Below are 23,777 nucleotides of genomic sequence, written 5' to 3'. Positions count from 1 at the left end.
AGATAGTCAGACGGTTTTTCAGTCCTCTCAGCGAACACGATGCATTAATGTTTAAGTGTGCCCACCCCGCCCAATCAGAGTGCCCCTCGGAATCCTGATAACCCTAAAACGCCAAAGCATTCGGGAGCCGACGACACCAAAGTTCGGGACCTGTCCTACGACCGGAGCCGGCCACGGCAGCTCCTGGACCTGATGAAGGGCTCCTTCGTCAATTTCGGATTCGACGAGTTCGAAAATGACGACCTGCGCACAGATCAACTCGGGATCTACGTCAAGGAGAAGCCGCGCGGGCCGGGATACGTCACCGACATCGTCTACGTCAGCCGCGACCTTCCGGTCACCGTGTACGCAGTCCTCATCGACCGCGGTCACGGGCTCGAAGTCGCCGAGCTCGAACTCTTCCGCGACTACTGGGGCTGCGACGACGGTTTCGGCAACTACCTCCACCCCGATGACCAGCATGACACCGACACTCACGAGGACGAGGACGACGACTTCGGGATCCCGTTCGACGATGAAGACGAGGATCAGGGGCCGAGGCCGCTGATCACCAGCGACCTGTTGCGCCGCATCCCCTTGGGCGCCATCATCGCCCGCACCGAAGCTCGCCTCGCGGACATGTCGTGGCGCGAGGACGGCGTCAAGACAATCATGGGCCCCAACAAACCAGTCGCCGAGCTCACCGAGAGCGAGCAACGCGCACTGACCACCGCCACTTCGGTCCGAGTACGTCCGCGCGGACGCCCGACGCTGAGCGACGACCACCTACGGGAAGTGGCCCGCGCCTATCTCGACGAAGCCACCCGCGGCACCGGACTCACCCGCCGACTGTCGAAGCGGTTCGACCGGCCGGAAGCAACCATCCGCGACTGGATCGGCGCCGCGCGCCGACGAGGCTTTCTCAGCGCCGCAGCCCCCGGGCGCCGAGGAGCATCCGCAGGCCCCCACCTGAACCCACCGTAGAAACCCTGAACGTACAAAACCCCGGTGACATGCACGAAGTGCAGAGGCCGATCCGGGGTCTTCGCGATCAACCGTACACGACCCGGAGTGAGATGACCAACCGCCCGACCGACCTTGTCACCAGCCTGCAAAACGGGCTGACCAGCGAACGGCTGGCTCCCTACCTGCGCGCTGCGGGCGGAAACATCGATCGCGCCCTGGACCTGTACGAATGGAACACCCAGATCAGCGCCGCACTCTTCGCGGACTTCAGCTACTTCGAAGTCATCCTCCGCAACGCCTGCCACCGCCAACTCCAACAGTGGGCGGTCAGGCAGAACTCGACCGCCCCCTGGTACCGGCACCCCGTCCTGTCCACACGGTCGGCAGACGACGTCACCAAAGCCCGCACCCGCGCAACACGCGGACGGCGGCAAGAAACCGAAGGTCGCGTCGTTGCCGAGTTGATGTTCGGATTCTGGCGCTTCCTACACTCGAAGTCCTACGAGGCAACCCTGTGGACACCGGCCCTGCGGCACGCCTACCCCCACCAGACGCCGCGCCGGCGCGGTGATGTGTACACCCGGCTCGATCACCTCAACACCCTGCGCAACCGAATCGCCCACCACGAACCCATCCACGGCCCCACCGTCGGAGACACCGGCAAAGACATCGCCGCCCTCCACGACGAACTCCTCACCATCCTCAAGTGGATCGACCCGACGATCGAAACCTGGCTCCGCGCACACAGCACTGTCCCCCACACCTTGCAACATCGCCCCTGACCCTGCCACGGAGAGTGGCATACACGCGGATCCAACCCCGCCGAGAGCAGCACACACCACCGTGGCCTGTCGGTCGGGGTGCCTATCGTCTGCTCGGCACCATCCGGACACGAACACCGGACACCTCACATGGCAGACAGCCGACTCCGGCCCATGCACGAAGCCTTCTCCACCGCAAGCAAACTCAATGCCACACTGACCTTGATGCTCATCGTTTCCCTACGACGGCGGCGAACCTGGTGGGCGCGGTCCGGTGTTCCATTCTTGCCCAGGCCGCGTCCGCGGTGAACGGTCCGAATGTGCGACACGTCCCGTCGTGCCGGTCCACTTCCACCACCCAGTACTCGGTCACCTGGAGGGCCGCTACGGCGTCGACGGCGGTGCTAGTCATCGGTGCTCCTTTACAAGAGTGAAGCCTCGCGATTGTGTCAAGATCCATTGTCCGCCAACGTGAGCGCGCAGGACGAGGGAAACCGGCTTACAGCGATCGACCCCCTCTTCGCCGGGGCGTAGTCCAGCTGGGGCCGGGGGCCGATCAGGCGCCCCAAGAGCTCATCCAATCGATCACCTCGGCTCCACCATCGCGACAACCTCACCACCGATTCTATCGCCGGTCGCCACATCGAGTAGCAAAGCGGAATCGGACCCCCCGGCGCACGTTGACCGGAGGTGCCTGCCGGGGGTCGACGATTTGCGGCTGTCAGACACCGAGGTTCAGGCCGAACATGACGTGCAGCCAGTGCAGAAACGCCGTGAACGCCAGATTGGAGTCGATTCCAGCGGAACCCATGGTGATCACCTCTTTGAGTGAAACGACCCCGCCCCTACTTGCGTTATCGCTGGTCATGGTACTGATGTTTCACAGGGCACACCATCTGACCTGCCGCCAGGTGCTCACGCCGCCACGAAAGAACCCCACATCGGTATCGGTGCGGGGCATTCGTGTCAGAGGAGCACTGTCGCCTTACCCGCGTGACAGCCCGGGCTGGGTCTGGATCTGTCCGGGGCCGCCCTTGAAGCCGCCGGCCTTGCCCACGGTCCATACACCGTCCGCACCGCATGGCGTCGTTGCGGTCACCTGGCTTTCCGTATGTCACCGTCTCGTTGCCCTGCGAGTCTGCTCGAGCGGGCGCCCTCGGGCTCGGGTCCCACGTGCGGTTCGGGATCCGCCGCGCCGTGGACCTTGCCGAAGGTGTGGCCGCCGACGATCAGTGCGGCGGTCTAGTTGGGGGCACAGAGGTGCGAGCCACTCTTGACCACCCTCCGCGGGATCTGCGAGCCGGGCTGGTTGGGGTCGCCGAAGGAACCCGCCCGGCTCGTTGTGCGCGGATTGCTCGGGACGCAGCAGGCGTGCTGCGCGTCGTCCGGGTGGCGGGCGGCAAACCAGTCGGAGGTCCATTCCCGCACGTTGCCGGTGATGTCGTAGAGCCCGTAGCCGTTGGGTGGGGAGGCCCCGACGGGCGAGGTTCCCTCGAAGCCATCCAGTTCGAGGTTCTGCCAGGGGAACTCGCCCTGCCAGGTGTTCGCCGTCGCCTGACCGCCCGGGAAGTGTTCGTTAACCTTCTCCTCTGCGCTGCACTCCCAGGGCGAGATTCTCGTTGTCGAGGGGAGTCTCGAACTCGTGCGGACAGTGGACTGGCCGCTGGTCGCGCCGAAGCCACCGACGACTTTACCCCTCCCAGCGTGGATGTATGGGGTCAGGTCAGACCCGTCCGAACACGGCGGGTTACTCGCGCGAATCGCGATGCCGGTGAGGCAGTCGCCGTCGGGAAGTGTGACCGCTACGGCGAGGCCGGAAAGGATCTTGCCTGGTCAACCGTCTGCTACGCAGAAAGCGCTGTGGGGCGGACCGCATTCTCAGCGGCTCGCAGCAGACTCAGCACCCCGGCTAAAGCCAACGACACCCATCCCGAGGGGATACCAACCTGGAGCTCCCGAAAACTACCCGCTTTGGATGATGCGGTGGGGGCACAGTGACCACAGCATGGAGAGTGATCAATGTCGACGCGAGGCGCCGCTTCCCTCGGGCACCTGCGCCTAGCAGAAGGAGAAGCCAGTTCGCGACATCGTAGACACGATGGCCGAATGGCAAGAGCGTGACCTTCGCTTTGCCATCGCTACCGTTGTGCAAACCTGGAATTCAGCCCCGAAGCAACCCGGCGCAACCATGGCAGTCAATGAACTTGGCGAGGTCGCCGGCAGCGTGTCCGGCGGATGCGTCGAAGGCGCACTGTACGACCTCGCTCACGAAGTCATGGACTCGGGCGAAGCCGCCATCCAGCGATACGGCGTCAGTGATGACGAAGCTTTCGGCGTGGGACTGACATGTGGCGGAACCCTCGATGTTCTTGTCCAACCAGCTGATTCAAATCCTTTCCCTGAGCTCCCGCACATCATTGATGCGATCCGGTGCAATCGACCGATATCAGTAACGACGCTGCTTCGCGGGGATGACCGAATAGGTCGGCACCTGGTGACCGAATCCGACGGGATCTATGGTTCGTTAGGCAACCAGAGCCTGGACGCGGCCGCCCTTCCCCACATCGGAGGGATGCTCCGTCAAGGTAAGACGGGAGCCGTTCGGATTGACTGCGTGGATGGCAATGTCCGCGAGGACATCGAAATATTTGTAGAGTCTTTCGTTCCTCCCCCTCGAATGCTCGTGTTCGGCGCGATCGACTTCGCTGGGGCGGTGGCGAGGATCGGTAAGTTTCTGGGCTATCACGTGACCGTCTGCGATGCGCGCCCTGTATTCGCCACAAGAAAGCGGTTCCCCGAGGCTGACGATGTCGTTGTGCGTTGGCCGCACCAATACATGACGGAGACCACGGTCGACGACCGCACTGTCATCTGTGTGCTCACGCATGACCCGAAGTTTGACGTGCCGTTACTGAAGGTCGCTCTTACCTCGCCCGCCAAGTATGTGGGTGTGATGGGCAGTCGACGTACCCACGAAGACCGGATACAGCGCTTGTGTGACGAAGGACTTACGGCAGAGCAACTCTTCCGGATGTCGTCACCGATTGGGCTCGATCTCGGCGGACGGACGGCGGAGGAGACCGCAGTCGCGATTGCTGCCGAGATCATCGCGCTCGAGTGCGGCGGGTCGGGGGAAAGGCTCAGCGCTATCGATTCCCCGATCCACCGATGATCGCCGACCTGGTGAGGCCTCCTTGTCCGGTCGAATCACGTTTCGCTCCCGCCGGGGTCGACTTTGTGTGCGCTGTGATCGCTCGTCAGCCCCAAGTCAGGTGTACGCCGGTATCGCCAGACATGTAGCTACCCGGTCAGGGTGATGTGCTATGCCGTGGCCGGATTCACAGTGGACTCACCGCAGAAATCGAGAAAGGCCTTCACCGTGAAGCTGGAAAACGAGTTCGCCCTTGGCGTCCCCATCGGAGAAGCGTGGGCAGCCCTCACCGACGTCGAACTGATCGCCCCTTGTATGCCGGGCGCCGTTCTGACCGGGGTGGACGGAGACTCGTTTACGGGTGTCGTCAAGCTCAAGATCGGTCCCATCCTGACGCAGTTCAAGGGACAGGCCTCGTTCACTGAACTCGATCCGATTGTCTACCGAGCGGTGTTGAAGGCGCGGGCAAAGGACACGACAGGCAAGGGCAGCGCGGACGCACTCATCACCATGCAATTGTTGGGGAGCGACGCCGGCGGTACTCGGTGTACGGTCACCACGGACCTGGCGATCTCAGGGAAGGTGGCGCAGTTCGGCCGAGGCGCGATGACGGAAATCGGATCGCGGATGATCGAACAGTTCGCGGCGCGGTTGCAGCAAACGGTTCTCGCCGGTCCTGGCGATCCCCAGAAGGTCTCTGCAACACCGGAGGTAGCGCCTGTTGCCGGCGGCGGCGGCGAGACCGCGCCGAACCCGGCGGGGCCGGCACCGGTCACCGCCACCAATTTTGCCAGCACAGACGTTGCACCCCTCGATCTCAGATCGATCATCCCTGTCCAGGCGAAATGGGCTGCCACCGTGGTGGGGCTGATCGTACTGAGCATCGGAGTTGCCCGACTCCTACTGGTTCGTAAAGATTTCGATCCAATGAGTCCGGAAGCGCTGAAGAAGCATTTTATCTCGTTCGTTCGGCGAGATTGACGCCTTCGCAGGGTAGTCGATCAATCGACCTCGAATCGAATGCCTGTTGACAGGTATGAGCGCGCCCTGCCTCGACGCGGCCAGTCTCGGATCCCGAGAGATCGGCCCACTTCGCGGGTGGCTTGCCCTCAGTTGATTTGGCAAGGATCGCAATTCAATGAGGCTTGACCTCATGAATCCTCTTGACCAGCTATGGCGGCGTTCATCATGAATCCTTACGAGCCGCAGATTGGACCGACAGACATTGTGAAGCACGCAGGTCGCATACGAGAGAACACTATCACCACGGACGATGGAGTTTCGTTGGTCGTGAGGGAGATAGGACCCCCGGACGCTCCGCTGACCGTAGTCTTCGCTCACGGATACTGCCTGCGGATGGCCGCTTGGGGGCCACAACTCAGCCGACTGGAAAGACTGTGGGGCAACACGGTTCGACTTGTTGCATATGACCAGAGAGGGCACGGCCGGTCGGGACGAGCTGATCCAGCCAGCTGCACGATCTCGCAACTCGGACGTGATCTCCAGTCGGTGATAACCACAGTGGCGCCGAGTGGACCAATCGTCTTGGTCGGACACAGTATGGGCGGCATGACGGTGCTCTCCCATGCTGAACAGTTTCCGCACATGATCGGCACCCGAGTTATCGGTGCAGCTCTCATCGCTACCGCCGCGGAAGGACTACGGCGGTCCGGTCTCTTTCCTCAGGTTAATGGACCCGTCCTAGCGGCGCTTCGGCTCGGAATAGGAATCGCACCGAGAGCTGCCAACGTCGCGAAGGTCGCTGCGGCCACGGCCGTAACCGTGGCAGCGCAGCGCCGCATCGGAGGTTTTCGGATCGGCCTGGACCCATCGGTGGCGATGTTCGGATCAACGTCCATCGACACGATCAGGGCCTTTCTGGAGTCGCTGGAAGCACACGACGAAACCGCAGCGTTGCCGCTCCTCGGAACAGTCCCCTCGGTCGTGGTGTGCGGGGAGACGGACATGGTGACGCCGATTCGAAACTCCGAGGAAATCGCCGCCGCAATGCCTAGGGCTGAGTTTGTTCGTGTTGCAGGTGCTGGCCACATGATCCAGTTCGAGCATCCAAGGCTGGTGACCGAAGCGATCGCGCGGACGGTAGAGCGTGCAGTTCCGTGCAGGCAGTACGGGCTGGCGATGGCGGGTTGCCTGTAAAGCCGTCGGGCGGGGTCTCCGTGTCTCGAGTTCCCACGAAGGCGACGTGCAGCGCGAGTTACACCTGAGCTGGCTTTACCGGAGTGAGGACCCTTCTGGGGGCCGAGACTACCCGGTCAGGGTGATGTCGTAAGCGGGCTCACACGCCACGCTTGCAGCAGAGCTTCTTAGAAGCAGAGAACAAAGTGCAGTCGCATGATCGGCGATCAATCTGAACGAAAGGGACCACCATGACATCGGTAGCGGAGCGAACCGCCTACAAGGGAATTGTACCGCGCGAAGGTGAGGACGGCCTCTACACCCAGGTATGGCACGCGGTCGCGGCGTCGACCGAAGTCGACGCCGGCAAGGTGATCGGTAAGGACTTCCTGGGTGGCCGCATTGTGATCTTCCGAGCCGAAGACGGGACCGCCTCGGTCACCAGCGCGTACTGCCCGCACATGGGTGCAGACCTCAGCGACGGCGACGTGGTGGGCGCGGACCTCCGGTGCGCATTTCACCATTGGCAGTTCAACGGCGAGGGCGTCTGCACCAAGACCGGCAGTGGTGACGCAATCCCACGCAACGCGCGTGTGTTCAAGTTTCCGACTCGAGAAAAATACGGTCTGATCTGGGCATTCAACGGAGAAGAGCCGACGTACGAAGTGCCCTCTTTCAGCGTCCCGGAGGAAGACCTCGTCTTTCACCCGTCCCGAGTCCTTGACGTCATGGCCGTGACATATTGCGATCCATGGGAATTCATGTGCAACACAGCGGACTTCAACCACATCCAGGTGGTGCACGGAGTCACGATGGACGATCCGAACCCAGTCGACTCCGTTGAGTGGGATCAATGGGGCTTTACGTACCCCTTCCGTGGAACCACCGCTGACGGCATGCGACTCGACTTCAAGGTTTCCATCGTCGGCACGAACGTCTACCGCGAGGAAAGCGAGATCAACGGCCGGCGTCGGTTCGTCCTCAATCCATGCACGCCAACCAAATTCGGTCAGTATGACTCCTACTCCGTGATTGGCACCCTCAAGGGTGACACCCCGGAGGAGATGGCAGCGGCGGACGAGTACAACGTGTGGTCGAAGGAGTTCCAGAACAACCTGCTCGCCGACGACGTACCGATCATGAACAAGATGCGCTTTCGGCCCGAGATGCTGACGAAATCGGATCTGGTACTGGGACGTTACCTTCGGTTCCTTCGCGCCTTCCCCCGCGCGCATCCGGCACGAGACTTCATTTCGTAGGGCTGCTCATCGAGCCCGATCTCACAGGGCACAGACGCGCGGTCGGCGGACCGAACCACAACGAACAACAGCTAACAGCAGGGCGCACGGAGGTCGTAGTGATCAACTCAATGAATGAAGCCCGGCAGGATGACGTCCACGTCGACACCGCCGCCGAGTTTCGTCAGGTTCGGGTACGCGAACTGATCTGGCGATCCGAAGGAGTCGTATCGATCGGCTTCGTCAGCCTCGACGGGTGTCCGTTGGGTCCGTGGGAGCCCGGCGCCCACCTCGATGTCCAGGCCGGCCCGGACATGGTTCGGCAATACTCGCTGTGTGGCGACCCCACCAACGCGCACACCTGGCAGATCGCGGTTCAGCGTGACCCGCGCAGCCGCGGCGGCTCGATCTGGATGCACGACAACGTTCGGGTTGGGGACGTGCTCACCGTGCGCGGCCCGCGGAACAACTTCCCGCTGGTAGAGGCCGAGGAATACCTGCTGATTGCCGGCGGGATCGGAATCACTCCGCTGCGCGCGATGATTGCGCAACTGCAGACCCGCGAAGCCCGGTGGCGACTGGTCTACGGCGGCCGCAGCCGCACCACGATGGCGTTCGTAGACGAGCTTGCTGCCCTCGGCGAGCACGTCAGCGTTGTCCCACAAGACGAGCTGGGAATTATCGATCTTCAAGCTGAGATCGGGCAGCCTCGACCCGACGTCACCATCTACTGTTGCGGTCCGGAACCGCTCATCGCCGCAGTTGAGAACGCATGTCAGGACTGGCCGGCGGGATCACTACATGTCGAACGGTTTCGCGCCGACATTCCCGTCGTTGCTCCTGACTCGACATCATTCGAGGTAGTGCTCGAGAAGACTGGAACCACGATCGTGGTCGGCCCCGATCAGTCCATCCTCGAAGCAATGGAGGACGCGTCGATCGCGGTGTCCTTCGGCTGTCGCGAAGGCATATGTGGCACCTGCGAGACAAAGGTTCTCGGAGGCCTACCGGAGCATCGAGACCTACTGCTCAGTGAAGCGGAGCGAACCGCCAACACCTCCATGATGGTGTGCGTATCGCGAGCGTTGTCCCCTCAGCTCGTCCTCGACCTGTGACACGACCGAGCAAATGATGTCGATGATAAGAGGCTTGAAGTGAAACCAGCGCCGTTCGCCTACTACGTGCCCGAGACCGTCGCCGAAGCTGTGGGACTGCTCGTCGAGCATGGTGACGAAGCGAAGATCATCGCCGGCGGCCAGAGTCTGATTCCGACGATGAACATGCGTCTCGCACGTCCGAGTGTGCTGGTGGATGTGTGCCGGATCCCGGAGTTGCAGCGATTCGAGGTGAACGGTGCGGTGACCATCGGCGCCACGTCACGACACCAGAATATGCTCACATCTGCGGAGATCACCGCTGCGGCTCCGATCATCTCGGCAGCGCTCGTCCATGTCGGGCACGGCGCCATCCGCAACCGGGGCACGGTCGGTGGCAGCATCGCGCATGCCGATCCGGCGGCTGAACTGCCCGCGATCTTGCTTGCTCTCGATGGTCAGGTCGTGGTGACCGGCTCGGGCGGTGACCGTCTCATCGACGCGGATGATTTCTTCGTCACCTTCTTGACGACATCGATTGCCGAGGACGAAGTGCTCACCGAGATCAGAATTCCGCAGCCGCCGAGAAATGTTCGTCGGGTGTGGTCCTTCGAGGAGGTCGGTCGGCGGCACGGGGACTTCGCATTGGTGGGGACGGCGTTCGTCGCTGACCTCGACGAGGACGGCGCCGTCCGGCAGGCCCGGATCGCGCTCATGGGTGTCGCCGATCGGCCCCTGCGCGCCCGAACAGCCGAATCGGAGCTGATGGGTCGGCGCCTCGACGACCCGCAGGGTATCCGTGCTGCGGCGGCCGCTGCGGCGGACGGAATCGATCCGGTGCCCGACGCCCATGCCTCGGGTGAGTACCGCAAAGAAGTCACCGCCGCACTCGTAGCCCGATCCATTCGTCAGGCCGCCGGCCTCCAGGAAGGATAGACAATGGCAATCAAGGTCTATGACGGCGATGTTGCGGTGCGGGTCACCGTCAACGGAGTCAAGCGCAGCGGTATCGCCGAGCCACGCACATTGCTCAGTGACTTCATTCGACACGAACTCGATCTGACCGGCACACACGTCGGTTGTGAGCACGGTGTCTGCGGCGCGTGCACGGTGCGGATCGACGGTCAGTTGGTGCGCTCGTGCATCACGTTCGCCGTTCAGGTGGACGGTGCCGAGATCGAAACCGTGGAAGGCATGGCCGATGGAGCGCAGTTGCATCCGATTCAGGAGGCCTTCCGGGACGAGCACGGTCTGCAGTGCGGATTCTGCACTCCGGCAATGCTCCTGACGACACAGGCGCTTCTGGAGGAGGACCCCGATCCGTCGGAGGGTGTGATCCGTGACTACATCTCGGGCAACGTGTGCCGGTGCACGGGTTATCAGGGCATCGTCAACTCGGTCCAGAATGCGGCCCGCCGGTGCGGCGACGCGGCGGCGACCTGCGCTGTGCGCAATGAGGTTTCCGAGTGAGCGCCGTCGAGACCGGTCGCCCGAGCCGCTATGTCGGCGCCCGTGTCAAGCGGGTGGAGGACCCCCGCTTCCTTACCGGCCGCGGCAAGTACATCGATGACATTTCGCTTCCCGGTCTGCTGCACGCGGCGTTCGTTCGCAGCCCGCTGCCACACGCTACGATTCTCTCGATCGATACCGATGCGGCACTGGAGGTGCCCGGCGTACTCGCGGTCTACACCGCCGCGGACTTTGCCGACGAGATCCTACCCATCACAGCCGTCATTCCGCGTCCCGAAGGGAAGCCGGTCTCCCAACCAGCGCTGGCTGTCGACAACGTCCGATACCTGGGCGAAGCCGTCGCCATCGTGATCGCCGAGTCGCGCTACCTGGCCGAGGACGGCGCCGAGCTGGTCGAGGTGGACTACGATCCACTCCCGACGGTGTTGGACGCCACGTATGCGTTGAGCGAGGACGCACCCCGACTGCACGCGGAACTCGAAAGCAACAGCGCAGGCAGGGTCGAAGAAACGTACGGCGACATCGACGCTGCATTCGGAGGCGCGTATCGCGTGTTCACCAAGAACTTCCACACCGGCCGCCTCGGCGGCGCACCCCTGGAGAACCGCGCGGTGATGGCCGACTACGACCCGGCATCCGATCGCCTCACGATGTGGTGTTCGAGCCAGATGCCGTACATCATTCGGACGGCTGTCGCGCCGCTCCTGAAGATTCCGGAAGGCCGCTTTCGACTCATTTCCCCCGACGTGGGCGGCGGCTTCGGGCTGAAAGCCAGCATGTACCCCGAAGACATCGCGATCCCCGCGGCGAGCCGCAAGATCGGCCGACCCGTGAAGTGGGTCGAAGACCGCTTCGAAAATCTGGCTGCGTCCAACCACGCCCGCGAAGTCGCCTGCACCATGGACATCGCGGTGAAGGAGGACGGCGAATTCGTCGGCTTCCGTGGCACGTGGGTGGCTGACGGGGGTGCATACACGACCTACCCGAACACGTCGTTGGTGAACTCGATTCCAGCCGGAAAATGTATGACCGGCGTCTATGACGTTCAGAATGTCAACTACGTCGCAGACGGGGCCCTCACCAACAAATGCCCTTCGGGCGCAATCCGGGGCACCGGCCTGGCAGTCGGACAAACAGTCCGCGAAACCCTCGTCGATGACATCGCACGGGCCATGCAGATCGATCCCGTCGCACTGCGCCTGCGCAACGTCATCCCATCCGAGCCCTACCGAACGGCATTCGGCCAGAATTACGACGGCGGTAGCTACCGCGAATCGATCGAACTGGCGCAGAAGGAAATCGGATACGAGGAGTTCCGCAGCCGCCAGCTGGACCTGCGCAAACAGGGACGCTACATCGGGATCGGGTTCAGCGCGATCGTCGAACCCTCCGCGCCGGGCACTGATCTAGCCGCCGCGATCGGTGTCCCGGTTGCATCCCAGGATCAGGCCAGCGTCGTCGTCGAACCCGATGGCTCCGTCACGGTGACCACCGGAATGCACTCACATGGCCAAGGCCACGAAACAACGTTCGCACAGGTCGTCGCCGATGAGCTCGGCGTCCGACTCGAAGATGTTCGAGTTCGCTTCGGTGATACCGATCAAGCCCAATGGGGAATGGGAACGTGGGCGAGCCGAAGTGCGGTCATCGCCACGGGGGCACTCACCCGGGCCGCCATCGAAATCAAGGGCAAGCTGCAGAAGCTCGCCGGAACCATCCTCGAAGCCAGTCCGGACGACATCGAGATCTACAACGGGATTGCCTCCGTCAAGGGCGCCCCTCAAGTGGCCGTCCCCCTCAGTGCGGTGACCGGCTTCGGCTACTTCGCGGGATACGCCCGTCCGGAGGCCGAGACCGTATTGACAGCGACCCGCTCGTACGACCCGCCCGAGACGTACTCGAACGGGTGCACGGTCGTGGTCGTGGAGGTGGACGTCGAAACCGGCATCGTCAAGATCGAACGCCTACTCGCGGTGGAGGACTGCGGGGTCGTCCTGAACCCGATGATCGTCGACGGTCAGGTCTGCGGCGGACTGGCGCAAGGCCTGGGCATGGCACTGCTCGAGGAAATGGTCTATGACGACGACGGCCAGTTCCTCTCTGGCAGCTTGATGGACTATCTCTACCCGACCTCGATGGATGTCCCCAACATCGAAATCCACCACATCGAAACCCCTTCAGCGGTCACGACCAGCGGAGTCAAAGGTATGGGCGAGGGCGGCACGATCGTCGTACCTGCGGCGATCATCAACGCGGTGGCCGATGCCCTCAGCCCCTTCGGTGTGAGTATCGACCGCACTCCAGTCACACCGAGCTACCTGCGCGACTTGCTCAGGGACAAGCAGCCCGAGGTGGTGACCGAAACGTGATCGATAGCGGCACCGCGCCCTTCAACGGAAGCGCACTTCTCCATCCTGTGGATCGACCCGCGCCTCGAAGGAGGCAGCTGTCGACGGTGGCCGATACCGAGCGGGCGCTGACCGACACCGGCTATCTGGCCGACCGTGGCTTGGCGACCGCGATCCTGGTTGCGCTGCAGCTCGGCCGGCCGCTGCTGCTGGAGGGTGAGCCCGGGGTGGGCAAGACCATGCTGGCAGAAGCGCTGACGCAGATGTGCGACGCCGAGCTGATCCGGCTCCAGTGCTACGAAGGCATCGAGTCCTCACAGGCCCTCTACGATTGGGACTTTCCTCGTCAGCTATTGGCCGCCCGATCGATGTCCGACGGCGGGGAAGGCTATCGCGGCCTGTATACGCCAGAGTTTCTGCTGGAACGTTCGCTGCTCCGAGCCCTTCGGCTGGGGTCTCGCGCAGTGCTGCTGATCGATGAACTCGATCGGGCTGACGATGAATTCGAGGCGTTCCTGCTGGAGTTCCTCTCTGACTTCGCTGTGACGGTGCCCGAGATCGGACGGGTGTCCGCTCCGGACCCACCGATTGTGGTGATCACGTCGAATCGGACCCGGGAACTGCATGATGCTCTCACTCGCCGGTGTCTCTATCACTGGATTGACTATCCCGACGTAGAGCGGGAGGTTGCCATCATCTCAATGCACGTCCCCGACGCTGCGGGGGAACTCGCCCGGTCGGTCGCGGAGACGACAGCGAGAATGCGGTCCTTGGACTTGTTGAAGCCGCCGGGTGCTGCGGAGTCCATCGACTGGACGCGTGCGCTGCGTGCCGTGGGTGTGCAGTCGCTGCGACAGAACGCGGAGCTGGGCAGGGTAACCCTGGGCGCTGTTGCGAAGAACCGCGACGATCTCCGCCGTCTCGACGCGTTGATGGACGAGCTCGTCCATGAATGACTTAGTGCCACAGCTTGTCACCTTCGGGCATGCCCTGCGTGAGCATGGTGTGCCGGTCGACCCGTCCCGAATGCTCACGTTCTGTGAGTCAGCGGCGATTCTGGGGGCATCGGATCTGTACTGGGCCGGCCGAATCAGTTTGGTCTCGCGGCCGGATCGGATCACCCTGTACGACGAGGTGTTCCAGAGCTTCTTTGCCGGCCGTGAGGTGCCCGCCGATCAGGATGGATCCGATAGCCGAGATCAGTTGCTGACCGGCGCCACCCCGGCCGCCAATCATGACGATAGCGGCGCGGAAATGTCCACCGGAAGCCAAGAACTCACCGCAAACGCCATCGAGTTATTGCGCCACAAAAGTTTCGGGACTTGCAGCAGCGCAGAGCTCGATCAGCTCGCACGACTGATGGCGAGCATGCTGTCGGCGTTGCCTCGGCGACGGGAGCGTCGTTACTGCCGTGCGCCGTCCGGACCGGTGGACACTCGTCGCACAGTTCGGTTGGCACTGGCCACCGGGGGTGAACCCGTCACGTTGTGTCACCGCCGCCGCAGACAACGCCCGCGGAGAATCGTCTTTCTGCTGGACGTCTCCGGCTCGATGACGAATTTTTCCCGTGCCATGCTGCTGTTCGCCCATGTCGTCCATCGCGCGTGTCGAGATGCTCTTGCCTGGGCCTTCGGCACGTCGGTGACGAATCTGACCTCGACGCTGAGGGGCGGCGATCCTTCGGCCATGCTGTGCGCCGCGGCGAGCGTCGTCCCTGACTGGGACGGCGGCACTCGCATCGGCGAATCAGTCCATTTGCTGCTGACCGACTCGATCTCGAGATCGGCCATCCGCAACGCGACGGTGGTCGTTTGCTCAGATGGACTGGAGGTCGGCGACCCAGCGGCTCTGGAGCATCAAATGGAGAGACTGGCGCTCACTGCACACCAAGTGTTCTGGCTGAACCCGCTCGCCGAAGATCCCCGCTACGAACCGTTGGCACGAGGCATGAAGGCGTCGATGCCCTACATCGACAAGTTCTCCAGCGGACACAATCTGGCGAGTTTGGAACAACTACTCGGCGACCTTTTGTGATGGGTACACCACCTATCCCGCCACAGTAAATGAGATCAGGAATCCACGATATGACCCGACTACTCCACATCGATTCTTCGGTTCGAGATCAAGGCTCACACTCCCGCGACGTGGCGGCGATCTTTCGCCATGCCTTCGACGATGCGCTACCCACCGCACACGTAACCTATCGCGATCTCGCAACAGCCCCGCCCCCACATCTCATCGATGCTGTTGCAGCGAGTATGATTTCGTCTGCCGAGCGCAGTTCCGACCAACGCCGAGCTCTCAAGATCCAGGATGAACTCATCGAGGAGTTTCTCGCAGCGGATGCTTACCTCGTCTCGATGCCGATGTACAACTACTCGGTTCCGTCGACAATCAAAGCGTGGATTGATCATCTGATGGTGCCGGATCGGATCATGACTCCCGACGGTGTCGCGTCGCCAATCCAGGATCGTCCGATCACGGTGGTCGCAAGCTTCGGCGGTGGCTATGGGCCAGGCACCCCCAAAGAGGACTGGGATTTCCTTCGCCCGTACCTGAACAAGATCTTCGTCGACACGATGGAGATGAACCTGACCATCATCGACGTCGAACTCACCAACTCGACATACGTTCCGAACCTCGCGCACTTGCTCCCGCTCCATGAGCAATCCCGTGCCGCCGCGGTTTTACAGGCCACCGATCAAGCGGAGGCCGTGGCCAAGGCCCTCGATCGTTCAGTCGACCCCACCACCGAATCAGCTGCCGTCAGCTATTGACTCGCCGGCATACATACCGGTGCCCCAACTGAATATGCCCAATCTGTGCCCATCTACAACCATGAAAGATTCAGAGGCTGATCAGCATGACGACCACCGAACTTATCCAGATCCCTGAAGAGATCCAGAAATCCTTCAACGGCAAGTTCCTCTTCCCTGGAGATGAGGGCTACGACGCAGCGCGGTCGTTGCACAACGGCATGATCGACAAGCGACCCGCCGTGATCGCCTGCTGCGTCACCACCGCCGACGTGCGCGACGCAGTGAATCTGGGACGCGATCTCGGCCTGGAGATCTCCGTGCGCGGCTGCGGACACAACGTTGCAGGCAGGGCTGTGACAGAAGGCGGCCTGATGATCGACGTCAACCCGATGAAGGGTGTCTCCGTCGATCCGGCAGCGATGACGATTACGGCCCAGCCAGGGGTGAACTGGGGCCAGATCAACCGCGCATCGTCTGTGCACGGCATGGCCACCCCGGGTGGCGTGGTGTCGACCACGGGCATCGCAGGTCTCACGCTCGGCGGCGGCCTGGGGTGGCTGCAGGGGCGTTACGGTCTGGCGAGCGACAACCTTATCGGCGCCGAGCTGGTCACAGCGGAGGGCGACGTCCTCATTGTCAATGAGGACACAAATCCCGACCTGCTCTGGGCTCTGCGCGGCGCCGGCGCCAACTTTGGTGTTGTGACATCGCTGAAGTACCGGGCCTACCCCGTGACCGACATCGTCGGCGGCATGATCCTGCACCCATACGACGACGCCGCCGCAGTCTTCGACGCCTACGGCCGCTTCATCGAGCCGGCGCCCGATGAGCTCGCACTGCAATTCGGTCTCATGCACGACCAAGACGGCGTCAAACTCGCCGCCCTCGTCCTCTGCCACAGCGGTGACAACCTTGATGACGCGGAGTTGGAGGTGGCTCCGATCCGAGAGTACGGCTCGCCGGTCCTCGACGATGTCAAGAAGATGGCGTACCCGGGCATCAACACCCTCTTCGACCCTTCGTTCCCGCGCGGGGCACAAAACTACTGGAAGTCCGCCTTCCTGCGGGAGCTTTCTCCTGAGGTCGCGAAGATCATGGTCGACGCATACGCGACAGTGCCCTCACCGCTGACTTTGATGCTGATCGAACCGGTGCGCGGCGCGGCCGCACGCGTCGATCCGACCGCGACTGCCTACCCTCACCGTCAGCACGGGTACAGCGTGCTCATCCAGGCACAGTGGTGGGACCCGGCCGAGTCCGAAGTCAACATCGCTTGGACGCGGGAGGTCTTCGACGCTCTTCGGCCTTACATGCTGGAAGCGAGCTACGTGAACTACCTGTCAGAGGATGACGGTGCGTTGACCCGCGACGCCTACGGCCCGAATGTCGGTCGGCTGCGGGAACTCAAGCGCCAGTACGACCCGACCAACCTGTTTCATTTGAACCACAACATCGATCCGGCGGGCTAACCGCCCTCTCGCGGCTGGGATACTGCTTGCCGAGTAGCCCGGCCGCGAGCTCAGCACTCGCGCGCCTAGGACCCAGCACCTGACCGGTACCGTCGCCGGCCCACGGGATTGTATGTAGCGCGATACCGACCCTCTGTTCGCCGTTCAGTCCGGTCCTGCGGGTGCTGGAGTGTCGATCGGGATGAGCGAGTTCGCCAGCCCACCCTTCCGAAGTGGGATTTCAGTTCGCCCATGCGCCGGACCGACAACACCCAACGGGCACGGACGGAGGGCCACCCTACCCGGCGCAGCCGTGTCCATAGACGACCCACGGTTGCAACGGTACAGCGCAATTCAGACCTCATCCGTGGCCCACTTCTGGGCTTTACGGATGAGGTCTGAGTGCTGCCAATCCCGTATTGGACTGCAGCGAATCGCGCAGAGACTCTCGCATTCCGCCTCGGTTATTGTCTGAAATCCTAGGCCGACCATTGGCTGGATCGGCGTATTGTGAGCTGCGAGGGGATCGCCCGGGGCCACAAGGACTGGTCGCAATTACGTCGTTGGAGTTGGTGAATTGAACCTGAGGTCTAGCGCTCTGCGCCCAGGTGACTGCCGCGAATGCACGCCCGCACATGTGCGGTGCACAAGGTGACAACTGCGCCTCCCCCTCACCCACACGAAGGCCCGCTGGCCGCGCCGCTGGTCTCGACCAAGATCGGTCCACCGCGCGTTCCCGGCCGCCTGATATACCGACCTCGGTTGGTTCAGCTGCTCACGCTTGCGATCGAAGAACGAGTGACGGCAATAGTCGCTCCGGCGGGCTGGGGTAAGACGCTGCTGATGAGCTCGTGGCTGTCCGAGGTGGAATTACCTGGTCCGGTCGCCTGGATATCACTAGACACCGGCGACAATGACCCCATTCGGTTTTGGAGCAACCTGCTCCAAGCCTTGCACACCGCAACTTCAGCGCGTTTCGACAACGGGCTCGACACCCTACTACCTCCGATCACCACGAGTTCCGAGCTCGGATCGTTTGTGGCGTTGCTCGTCAATGCGCTGGCCGAACTGCCATCACCAGTGATCGTGGTTCTCGATGATGTTCACGAACTGACCAATCAACCTTTGGTCGAACAACTCGACTTCCTGCTGCAGTTCGCGCCTCGCCAGTTGCGAATAGTGCTGGCCGGGCGATTCCTTCCTCCGTTATCGCTTGCTCGGATGAGAGTGGCGCGTGAGCTCACCGAGATCCGAGCAAACGATTTGGGATTTACCGAGCGAGAAGCATCAGCGCTGCTGGAAGATGTCGGCCTCAGGCTGTCGGCATCAGACATGAACAAACTTCACGTGCGTGCCGAGGGCTGGCCCGCCGGTCTTCGGCTGGCTGCGCTCTCCATGGCGAATGTGTCCGACCCCGCAGGCTTCGTCGCCCACTTCGTGGGTGACGAGGGAACCGTGGCCGACTACCTCATTGCCGAGGTATTCGAGAAGCAATCCGCCGAAACTCGGGACTTTTTACTGCGTACGTCGGTGTGCGAGCGGATGACGGGAGGCTTGGCGAACGCTTTGACTGGCCGCAGTGACGGAGCAGCCATGCTCGCCCAGATGGAGCGAGGCAACGTGTTCACCATCGCACTAGGCCCCGAACGGTTCTGGTACCGCTACCACTCTCTCTTCGGGGAACTCCTGAGGCGCAAGCTGGAGCAGGGGGATCCGGAATTGCTTCCGCGGTTACACCGAACAGCGAGCGCCTGGTTCGCCGAGAACGGCGTTCCGCTCGAGGCATTTCACCATGCAGTGGAGTCCCGCGACTGGGCTTTGGCCAGCGACACGCTGACCAAAGCATGGTTGCCGCTGTTTCTGGATGGCGAATATTCGAACCTGCGCGCCATGCTCGGGCGGATTCCGAACGAGAAAGTGGACAGCGACCCGGTGCTCGCTGCCATCAGGGCAGTGACCAGGCTCGCCCTCGACGATGTCACCCATGCCGATCGTGATGCCCAGCTCGCTGAAGAAATGTCTGGTTTTGCATCGGCCGAGCAGCGCCCGCAGTTAGACATCGCGATCGCGATGTTCCATCTCGATCGTGCGCGGTTGCGGGGGGACGTCGTGGAAGCGCGCGCCGCTAGTTCGGTGCTGCTGGGTTCGCCCGGGTCAGCCCCTCGGGTTCTCGTCAGCGATGACGTGCGCGCTGCGGCGCTTCTCCATCTCGGAGCGACCGAATATTGGTCGGGCAGTAGAGAAGTCGCCGAGCGGCGCCTTCGCGAGGGCCTGACGCTCGCACGTCGGACCGGTCGCGATTACCTCGAACTCTGTTGCTTGAGCGAACTGACTGCGGTGCTGGCAGCGCAGTACAGACTCGGCGAAGCCGCCAGCCTCGCGCAACAAGCAGCCAGGCTGGCCGAGCGCCGCGGCTGGACCAACACCGAGGCGATGGCGCTGGCGTGGCACGCGCTGGGATATTGCCATTACGTCTGGAACGAGCTTGATGAGGCCGACAAGTACCTCGACCTAGCCGAGGACGCAGTGCGGACCAGCGAGTCTGCTCTGCAAACGTCAATCCGGTTCACACAGGGGATGGTCCTGTCACTGCGCGGAGACACCGTAGGCGCAATCGTCGCGCTCGGCGGAGCTGCGGAATCACTGGAGGCGATGACCGGCAAGTACCTCTTCTCGGAGTATGTCCGCGGTGAAACAATCCGCTTACTTGCAGCAATCGGCGAGACCGACCGCGCCAGAGTTCTGCTCACTGAACTTACGAATCCAGAGCCCTGGCCGACCCATCTGCTGGTAGCCAAGGCGCAGCTTCGGCTCGCCGAATCTGATCCTGCCGGCGCGTTGGAGACACTGGATCCTGCCGTCAATGGAATCTCCGAAGGCTTCACAGATGAGCGAGTACAGGCGCTACTGATGGCCGCGGCAATTCATCGAGAGAACGGGCGCTCCGAAGATGCGTCACGGCTGACGGAGACAGCTCTCGATCTGAGCGAACCCGAACGAATTTGTTACGCATACGTGCAACTCGGTCATCGCGGACAAGCCCTACTGTCTGAGCACGCGCGACAACCAACCATGCATCCCCGCTTCCTTGGAGAACTCATCGCGATGCTCGGAGATGCATTCGCCGACGGGAACACTAAGTCGCCGAGCGGCGATCGAGGTTCACTCACCGACAGGGAAGTGACTGTTCTGCGCTACCTACCCAGCCTTCTGACTTCGCCGGAGATAGCCGCGGAACTGTTCGTTTCGGTGAACACCGTCAAGGCCCATCTGAAGAGCATCTACGGCAAACTCGCAGTCTCGAGCCGGAGGCAGGCAGTCCTGCGAGCACGGGAGCTTGGTCTGCTCTAGCCGTCGACCATATTCGGACGAGGCGCCAGCAACCTGGGTGAACGATGCTCGAGCGGCGACAGCCCGATCCGTCCGGCCGCACCGTCGGCGAAATGCTGCCGCTTCCAGATCGGGATCTGCACCTTAGGGTTAACCAGCTGTGTGCGTGGAGGGAAGGCCACTGCCCGGTGCAGGGCTGCTAGTGCCGAAACGAGCGCTAGATCGCCGACGCACCGACGCGACCCACCGCTACGACAGATGTCCCCAGTCGCTTCAGATACCTCGGCACAGCATCACCGGAGAAACTCCCCATGTCACGCGACACAGACGTGCCGCCGTCGCTATTGCGCACGACCCTGCTGAAGAGGGCGACTTCGCCGTCTCGGCGCCGGCGACGTTGTCGTCGACACCGGCAGGGTCCACTGGCTGACCGGAAATCATTGCGGAAAGCGCAGGCATCGTCGTGCTTGATCCGGCAATTCGGCCAGGCGAGATCCGATCGGCCCTGCGGGTGAACGGTCGAACACCTCTGTCGTTATATGCACCGAGAGCATGGACCTCATACGCGGACTACGGTCTGCTCGCCCAGGGTACGGTAGTTGAACTGGTCGTCAGAGAAGAGAGCGACGGTTCCATGCCACCCCATCGGGGCAGGATGGGAAACCTGCCTTTGGAGCTGAACAGTTTCGTCGGCCGCCGCCGCGAGGTGACCGAGGCGAGGCGATTGTTGGCTGTCTCCCGATTGGTGACGCTGACCGGGATCGGCGGTGTGGGCAAGACTCGGCTCGCATTGCGGGTCGCCGCGGATGCGCGCCGCACGTTCGACGACGGGGTGTGGTTGGTAGAGCTGGGCGAGTTGCAGGATGCCGCGCTGGTGGCCGACACAGTCGCTGCCGGGTTAGGGCTTCGAGAGCAGTCAGCCCTTCGCGCTTTCGAGTTGCTGACGGATTTTCTCATCGATCGGCGGCTACTGCTGGTGCTGGACAACTGCGAGCATGTGGTGGCCGCTGTCGCGGCGCTGGCCGAGGAGTTACTGACGACCTGCCCTGACCTGCGGATCTTGGCGACAAGTCGCGAGGCGCTCGACATCGGTGGCGAAGCTGCATTGCGGGTACCGCCCCTGGCGTGCCCGGATCCGGGGAAGCCGTCATCCCTGCACGGACTCCCGGGGTATGACGCAGTAACTCTGTTCACCGAACGGGCGTGCACTGCTGTGCCGGGGTTCGGTCTCACTGAGACCAATCGCATCGCCGTCGCCGGGATCTGTCACCGGTTGGACGGTCTGCCCCTTCCGATCGAGTTGGCGGCGGCGCGGCTACGGGCCATGTCCGCTGCGCAGATCCTCCAGCGGCTGACCGACCGGTACGCATTGCTGACCGGGGGCACCCGCGGCGCGCCAACACGGCAGCAGACGCTGCGGCTGTGCGTCGACTGGAGCTATGAGCTGTGCACTGCGCCGGAACGGGAGATGTGGGCCCGACTGGCAGTGTTCGCGGGAAGCTTCGAGCTGGATGCCGCCGAGGCTATCTGTGGAGGGGAGCTCGCGCCGGAGGTCTTGTTGGATGTGGTCGCCTCGCTGGTCGACAAGTCGATCCTGATTCGTGAGGAGCGGGGCGCGGTGGTGCGGTATCGACTGCTGGAGACCCTTCGCGCCTACGGCTGGGAGAAATTGCGTGAGATCGGTGCCGGCGAAGCATTCCAGGGGCGGCACCGGGACTGGTACGAGCGGCTGGCGCTGCGTGCTGAGGCCGAGTGGATCAGTCCCCGGCAGATGGAGTGGATGTCACGCCTGGAGCGAGAGCAGCCGAACCTGCGGGAGGCGCTGGAATTCTGCCTGACCGAGCCCGGCGGCGCTGAGGTCGGACTGAGTATCGCGGCCGCCCTGTATCCGTTCTGGCGTTGCCGTGGCCTGCTCAGCGAGGGCCGACACTGGCTAGATCGGACCCTGGCATGCCCGAACGGGCCGCCTTCCGCGCTGCGGGTCAAAGCCCTGTACGGCGGCAGCATGCTGGCCGCCGTACAGGGCGATCTCGAAGCCGCCGCGGTCCTGACGGAGGAGGGGCGCGACCTTGCCGAACAGTTGGGCGACCCCGCGGCGCGCGCGCTCAACTCAGATGCAGCCGGATACCTTGCGCTCTTCGGGGGTGACTTTCTCCGCGCCGTCGTCTGCTTCGAGGCGGCTCTCGATGCGTATCGCCCCGAGGCGGACGTCCTGTGGCAAGTCTGGTCTTTACTCGGGCTCACGTTGGCGAGCGAGCTGCTCGGCGACGCGGCGCGCGCTGACGCCTGCCACGAGAAGCTCCTTTCCATTACTGAATCCCACGGCGAGTCCGTGTACCGCGGATGGTCGTTGTGGGCCGCCGGGCTGGCGAGGTGGCACCGAGGTGACCCCGCCCGTGCGGCAACGCTACTCGAGGATGCGCTTCGGCTGGCACGGATTGTCGACGACCGGATCAGTTCGGGATGGTGCATGGAGACTCTGGCCTGGATCGCGACAGGCGAGCACCGGGCCGAGCGTGCTGCGGTGTTGATGGGCGCCGCAGAATCACTTTCGCGGGACATGGGCCGCCCCATGGCGATCTTCCCGAGTTTGCGCGTCGACCATGAGGAATGTGAGAGGCAGACCCGTCGTGTGCTCACAGGGCGAACATTCGACGCGGCGTTCCGCAATGGCAAGAGCCTGAGTTTCGAGAGTGCCGTCGCGTATGCCCTCGATGAACGAGCTCAAGCGGCGGATCATCCATTTGTCAGCGTCGCGACTACTCTCACCCGACGCGAGCGGCAGGTCGCTGACTTGGTCACACAGGGTCTCACCAACAAAGCGATCGCCGACAGGCTGGTGATCTCGCAGCGTACCGCCCAGGGGCACGTAGAGCATGTGCTCGCCAAGCTCGGGTTCACCTCGCGTACGCAGATCGCAGCCTGGGTGGTCGAGCACGCGCATGGCCCGCAGTCCTGAGTGGGTCGAGGGACTACTCCCGGTCGGGCTTCCTGGGGATGGGACTGTCGATCGTGAAACGGCCGACCCAGACTCCAGTTGCTCCAGAAAGATTGGGGGTTCTACAGCTGTTCCGCGGAGAGGATGGGTGAAATACGT

The 23,777-nt window shown here is 62.9% G+C and carries 17 protein-coding genes and 1 pseudogene; 16 read left to right on the top strand and 2 right to left on the bottom strand.

Translation table 11 applies throughout. The features are described from left to right. The first annotated feature begins 192 nt into the window (after nt 1-192). A complete protein-coding gene (locus RJ1_RS47430; RefSeq protein WP_240319572.1) occupies nt 193-963 on the top strand; it encodes a hypothetical protein in 771 nt (256 codons plus the stop codon). A 92-nt stretch (nt 964-1,055) separates the two neighbouring features. Continuing rightward, on the top strand, nt 1,056-1,727 hold the full coding sequence (locus RJ1_RS00640) for an Abi family protein (protein ID WP_073358111.1): 672 nt from the start codon (nt 1,056-1,058) through the stop codon (nt 1,725-1,727). Between the two features lie 208 nt (nt 1,728-1,935). Here the strand turns inward: RJ1_RS00640 and RJ1_RS49200 are convergent, their stop codons facing one another. Further along, nucleotides 1,936-2,118: a hypothetical protein gene (locus tag RJ1_RS49200; RefSeq protein ID WP_073357966.1), complete on the bottom strand. Its 183-nt coding sequence runs from the start codon at nt 2,116-2,118 to the stop codon at nt 1,936-1,938. A gap of 830 nt (nt 2,119-2,948) precedes the next feature. Continuing rightward, on the bottom strand, nt 2,949-3,320 hold the full coding sequence (locus RJ1_RS47425) for an SUMF1/EgtB/PvdO family nonheme iron enzyme (protein ID WP_240319594.1): 372 nt from the start codon (nt 3,318-3,320) through the stop codon (nt 2,949-2,951). Nucleotides 3,321-3,804: 484 nt separating this feature from the next. On the opposite strand from RJ1_RS47425, the gene RJ1_RS00625 reads away from it, so the two are divergent. From RJ1_RS00625 to RJ1_RS00560, 14 genes and pseudogenes are all read left to right on the top strand, one after another. Further along, complete coding sequence (locus RJ1_RS00625; RefSeq protein WP_073357964.1) at nt 3,805-4,878, top strand: XdhC family protein; 1,074 nt, start codon at nt 3,805-3,807, stop codon at nt 4,876-4,878. Between the two features lie 171 nt (nt 4,879-5,049). Beyond that, nucleotides 5,050-5,838, top strand: a complete 789-nt coding sequence (locus RJ1_RS00620) for an SRPBCC family protein (RefSeq protein ID WP_162850248.1) — start codon at nt 5,050-5,052, stop codon at nt 5,836-5,838. Between the two features lie 192 nt (nt 5,839-6,030). Next, nucleotides 6,031-7,014 carry an alpha/beta fold hydrolase gene (locus tag RJ1_RS00615; protein ID WP_338049544.1) on the top strand — a complete coding sequence of 328 codons (984 nt, stop codon included), beginning with the start codon at nt 6,031-6,033 and terminating at the stop codon, nt 7,012-7,014. A 230-nt stretch (nt 7,015-7,244) separates the two neighbouring features. After that, nucleotides 7,245-7,541 (top strand): annotated as a pseudogene (locus tag RJ1_RS47420) (Rieske 2Fe-2S domain-containing protein); the annotation flags it as partial. 542 nt (nt 7,542-8,083) lie between these two features. Next, nucleotides 8,084-9,346 (top strand): PDR/VanB family oxidoreductase, encoded by a 1,263-nt coding sequence (locus tag RJ1_RS00605; RefSeq protein WP_255284854.1) that lies wholly within the window; start codon nt 8,084-8,086, stop codon nt 9,344-9,346. Nucleotides 9,347-9,385: 39 nt separating this feature from the next. Beyond that, on the top strand, nt 9,386-10,261 hold the full coding sequence (locus RJ1_RS00600) for an FAD binding domain-containing protein (protein ID WP_073357961.1): 876 nt from the start codon (nt 9,386-9,388) through the stop codon (nt 10,259-10,261). 3 nt (nt 10,262-10,264) lie between these two features. Continuing rightward, on the top strand, nt 10,265-10,795 hold the full coding sequence (locus tag RJ1_RS00595; RefSeq protein WP_073357960.1) for a (2Fe-2S)-binding protein: 531 nt from the start codon (nt 10,265-10,267) through the stop codon (nt 10,793-10,795). Continuing rightward, nucleotides 10,792-13,164, top strand: coding sequence for a xanthine dehydrogenase family protein molybdopterin-binding subunit (locus tag RJ1_RS00590; RefSeq protein ID WP_073357959.1), 2,373 nt, complete (start codon nt 10,792-10,794; stop codon nt 13,162-13,164). Before RJ1_RS00595 ends, RJ1_RS00590 begins: the two co-directional genes overlap by 4 nt. 77 nt (nt 13,165-13,241) lie before the next feature. Beyond that, a complete protein-coding gene (locus RJ1_RS00585; protein WP_073358108.1) occupies nt 13,242-14,099 on the top strand; it encodes an AAA family ATPase in 858 nt (285 codons plus the stop codon). Continuing rightward, nucleotides 14,092-15,177: a vWA domain-containing protein gene (locus tag RJ1_RS00580; protein WP_073357958.1), complete on the top strand. Its 1,086-nt coding sequence runs from the start codon at nt 14,092-14,094 to the stop codon at nt 15,175-15,177. The genes RJ1_RS00585 and RJ1_RS00580 overlap by 8 nt, the downstream gene beginning before the upstream one ends. Nucleotides 15,178-15,287: 110 nt before the next feature. Further along, nucleotides 15,288-15,920: an FMN-dependent NADH-azoreductase gene (locus RJ1_RS00575; protein ID WP_240319570.1), complete on the top strand. Its 633-nt coding sequence runs from the start codon at nt 15,288-15,290 to the stop codon at nt 15,918-15,920. An 86-nt stretch (nt 15,921-16,006) separates the two neighbouring features. Further along, nucleotides 16,007-17,371, top strand: a complete 1,365-nt coding sequence (locus RJ1_RS00570) for an FAD-binding oxidoreductase (RefSeq protein ID WP_073357956.1) — start codon at nt 16,007-16,009, stop codon at nt 17,369-17,371. A gap of 741 nt (nt 17,372-18,112) precedes the next feature. Next, nucleotides 18,113-20,701, top strand: a complete 2,589-nt coding sequence (locus RJ1_RS00565; RefSeq protein WP_162850247.1) for a winged helix-turn-helix domain-containing protein — start codon at nt 18,113-18,115, stop codon at nt 20,699-20,701. Nucleotides 20,702-21,335: 634 nt separating this feature from the next. Further along, entirely contained in the window at nt 21,336-23,639 is a 2,304-nt protein-coding gene (locus RJ1_RS00560; protein WP_240319569.1) for an ATP-binding protein, read from the top strand. Nucleotides 23,640-23,777 lie beyond the last annotated feature (138 nt).

Origin of the sequence: Rhodococcus jostii NBRC 16295, assembly GCF_001894825.1 — a bacterium.
Lineage (GTDB): Bacteria > Actinomycetota > Actinomycetes > Mycobacteriales > Mycobacteriaceae > Rhodococcus_F > Rhodococcus_F jostii.
Note: the sequence above shows the minus strand (reverse complement) of the source record. Positions and strands in the feature narration are given on the sequence as shown.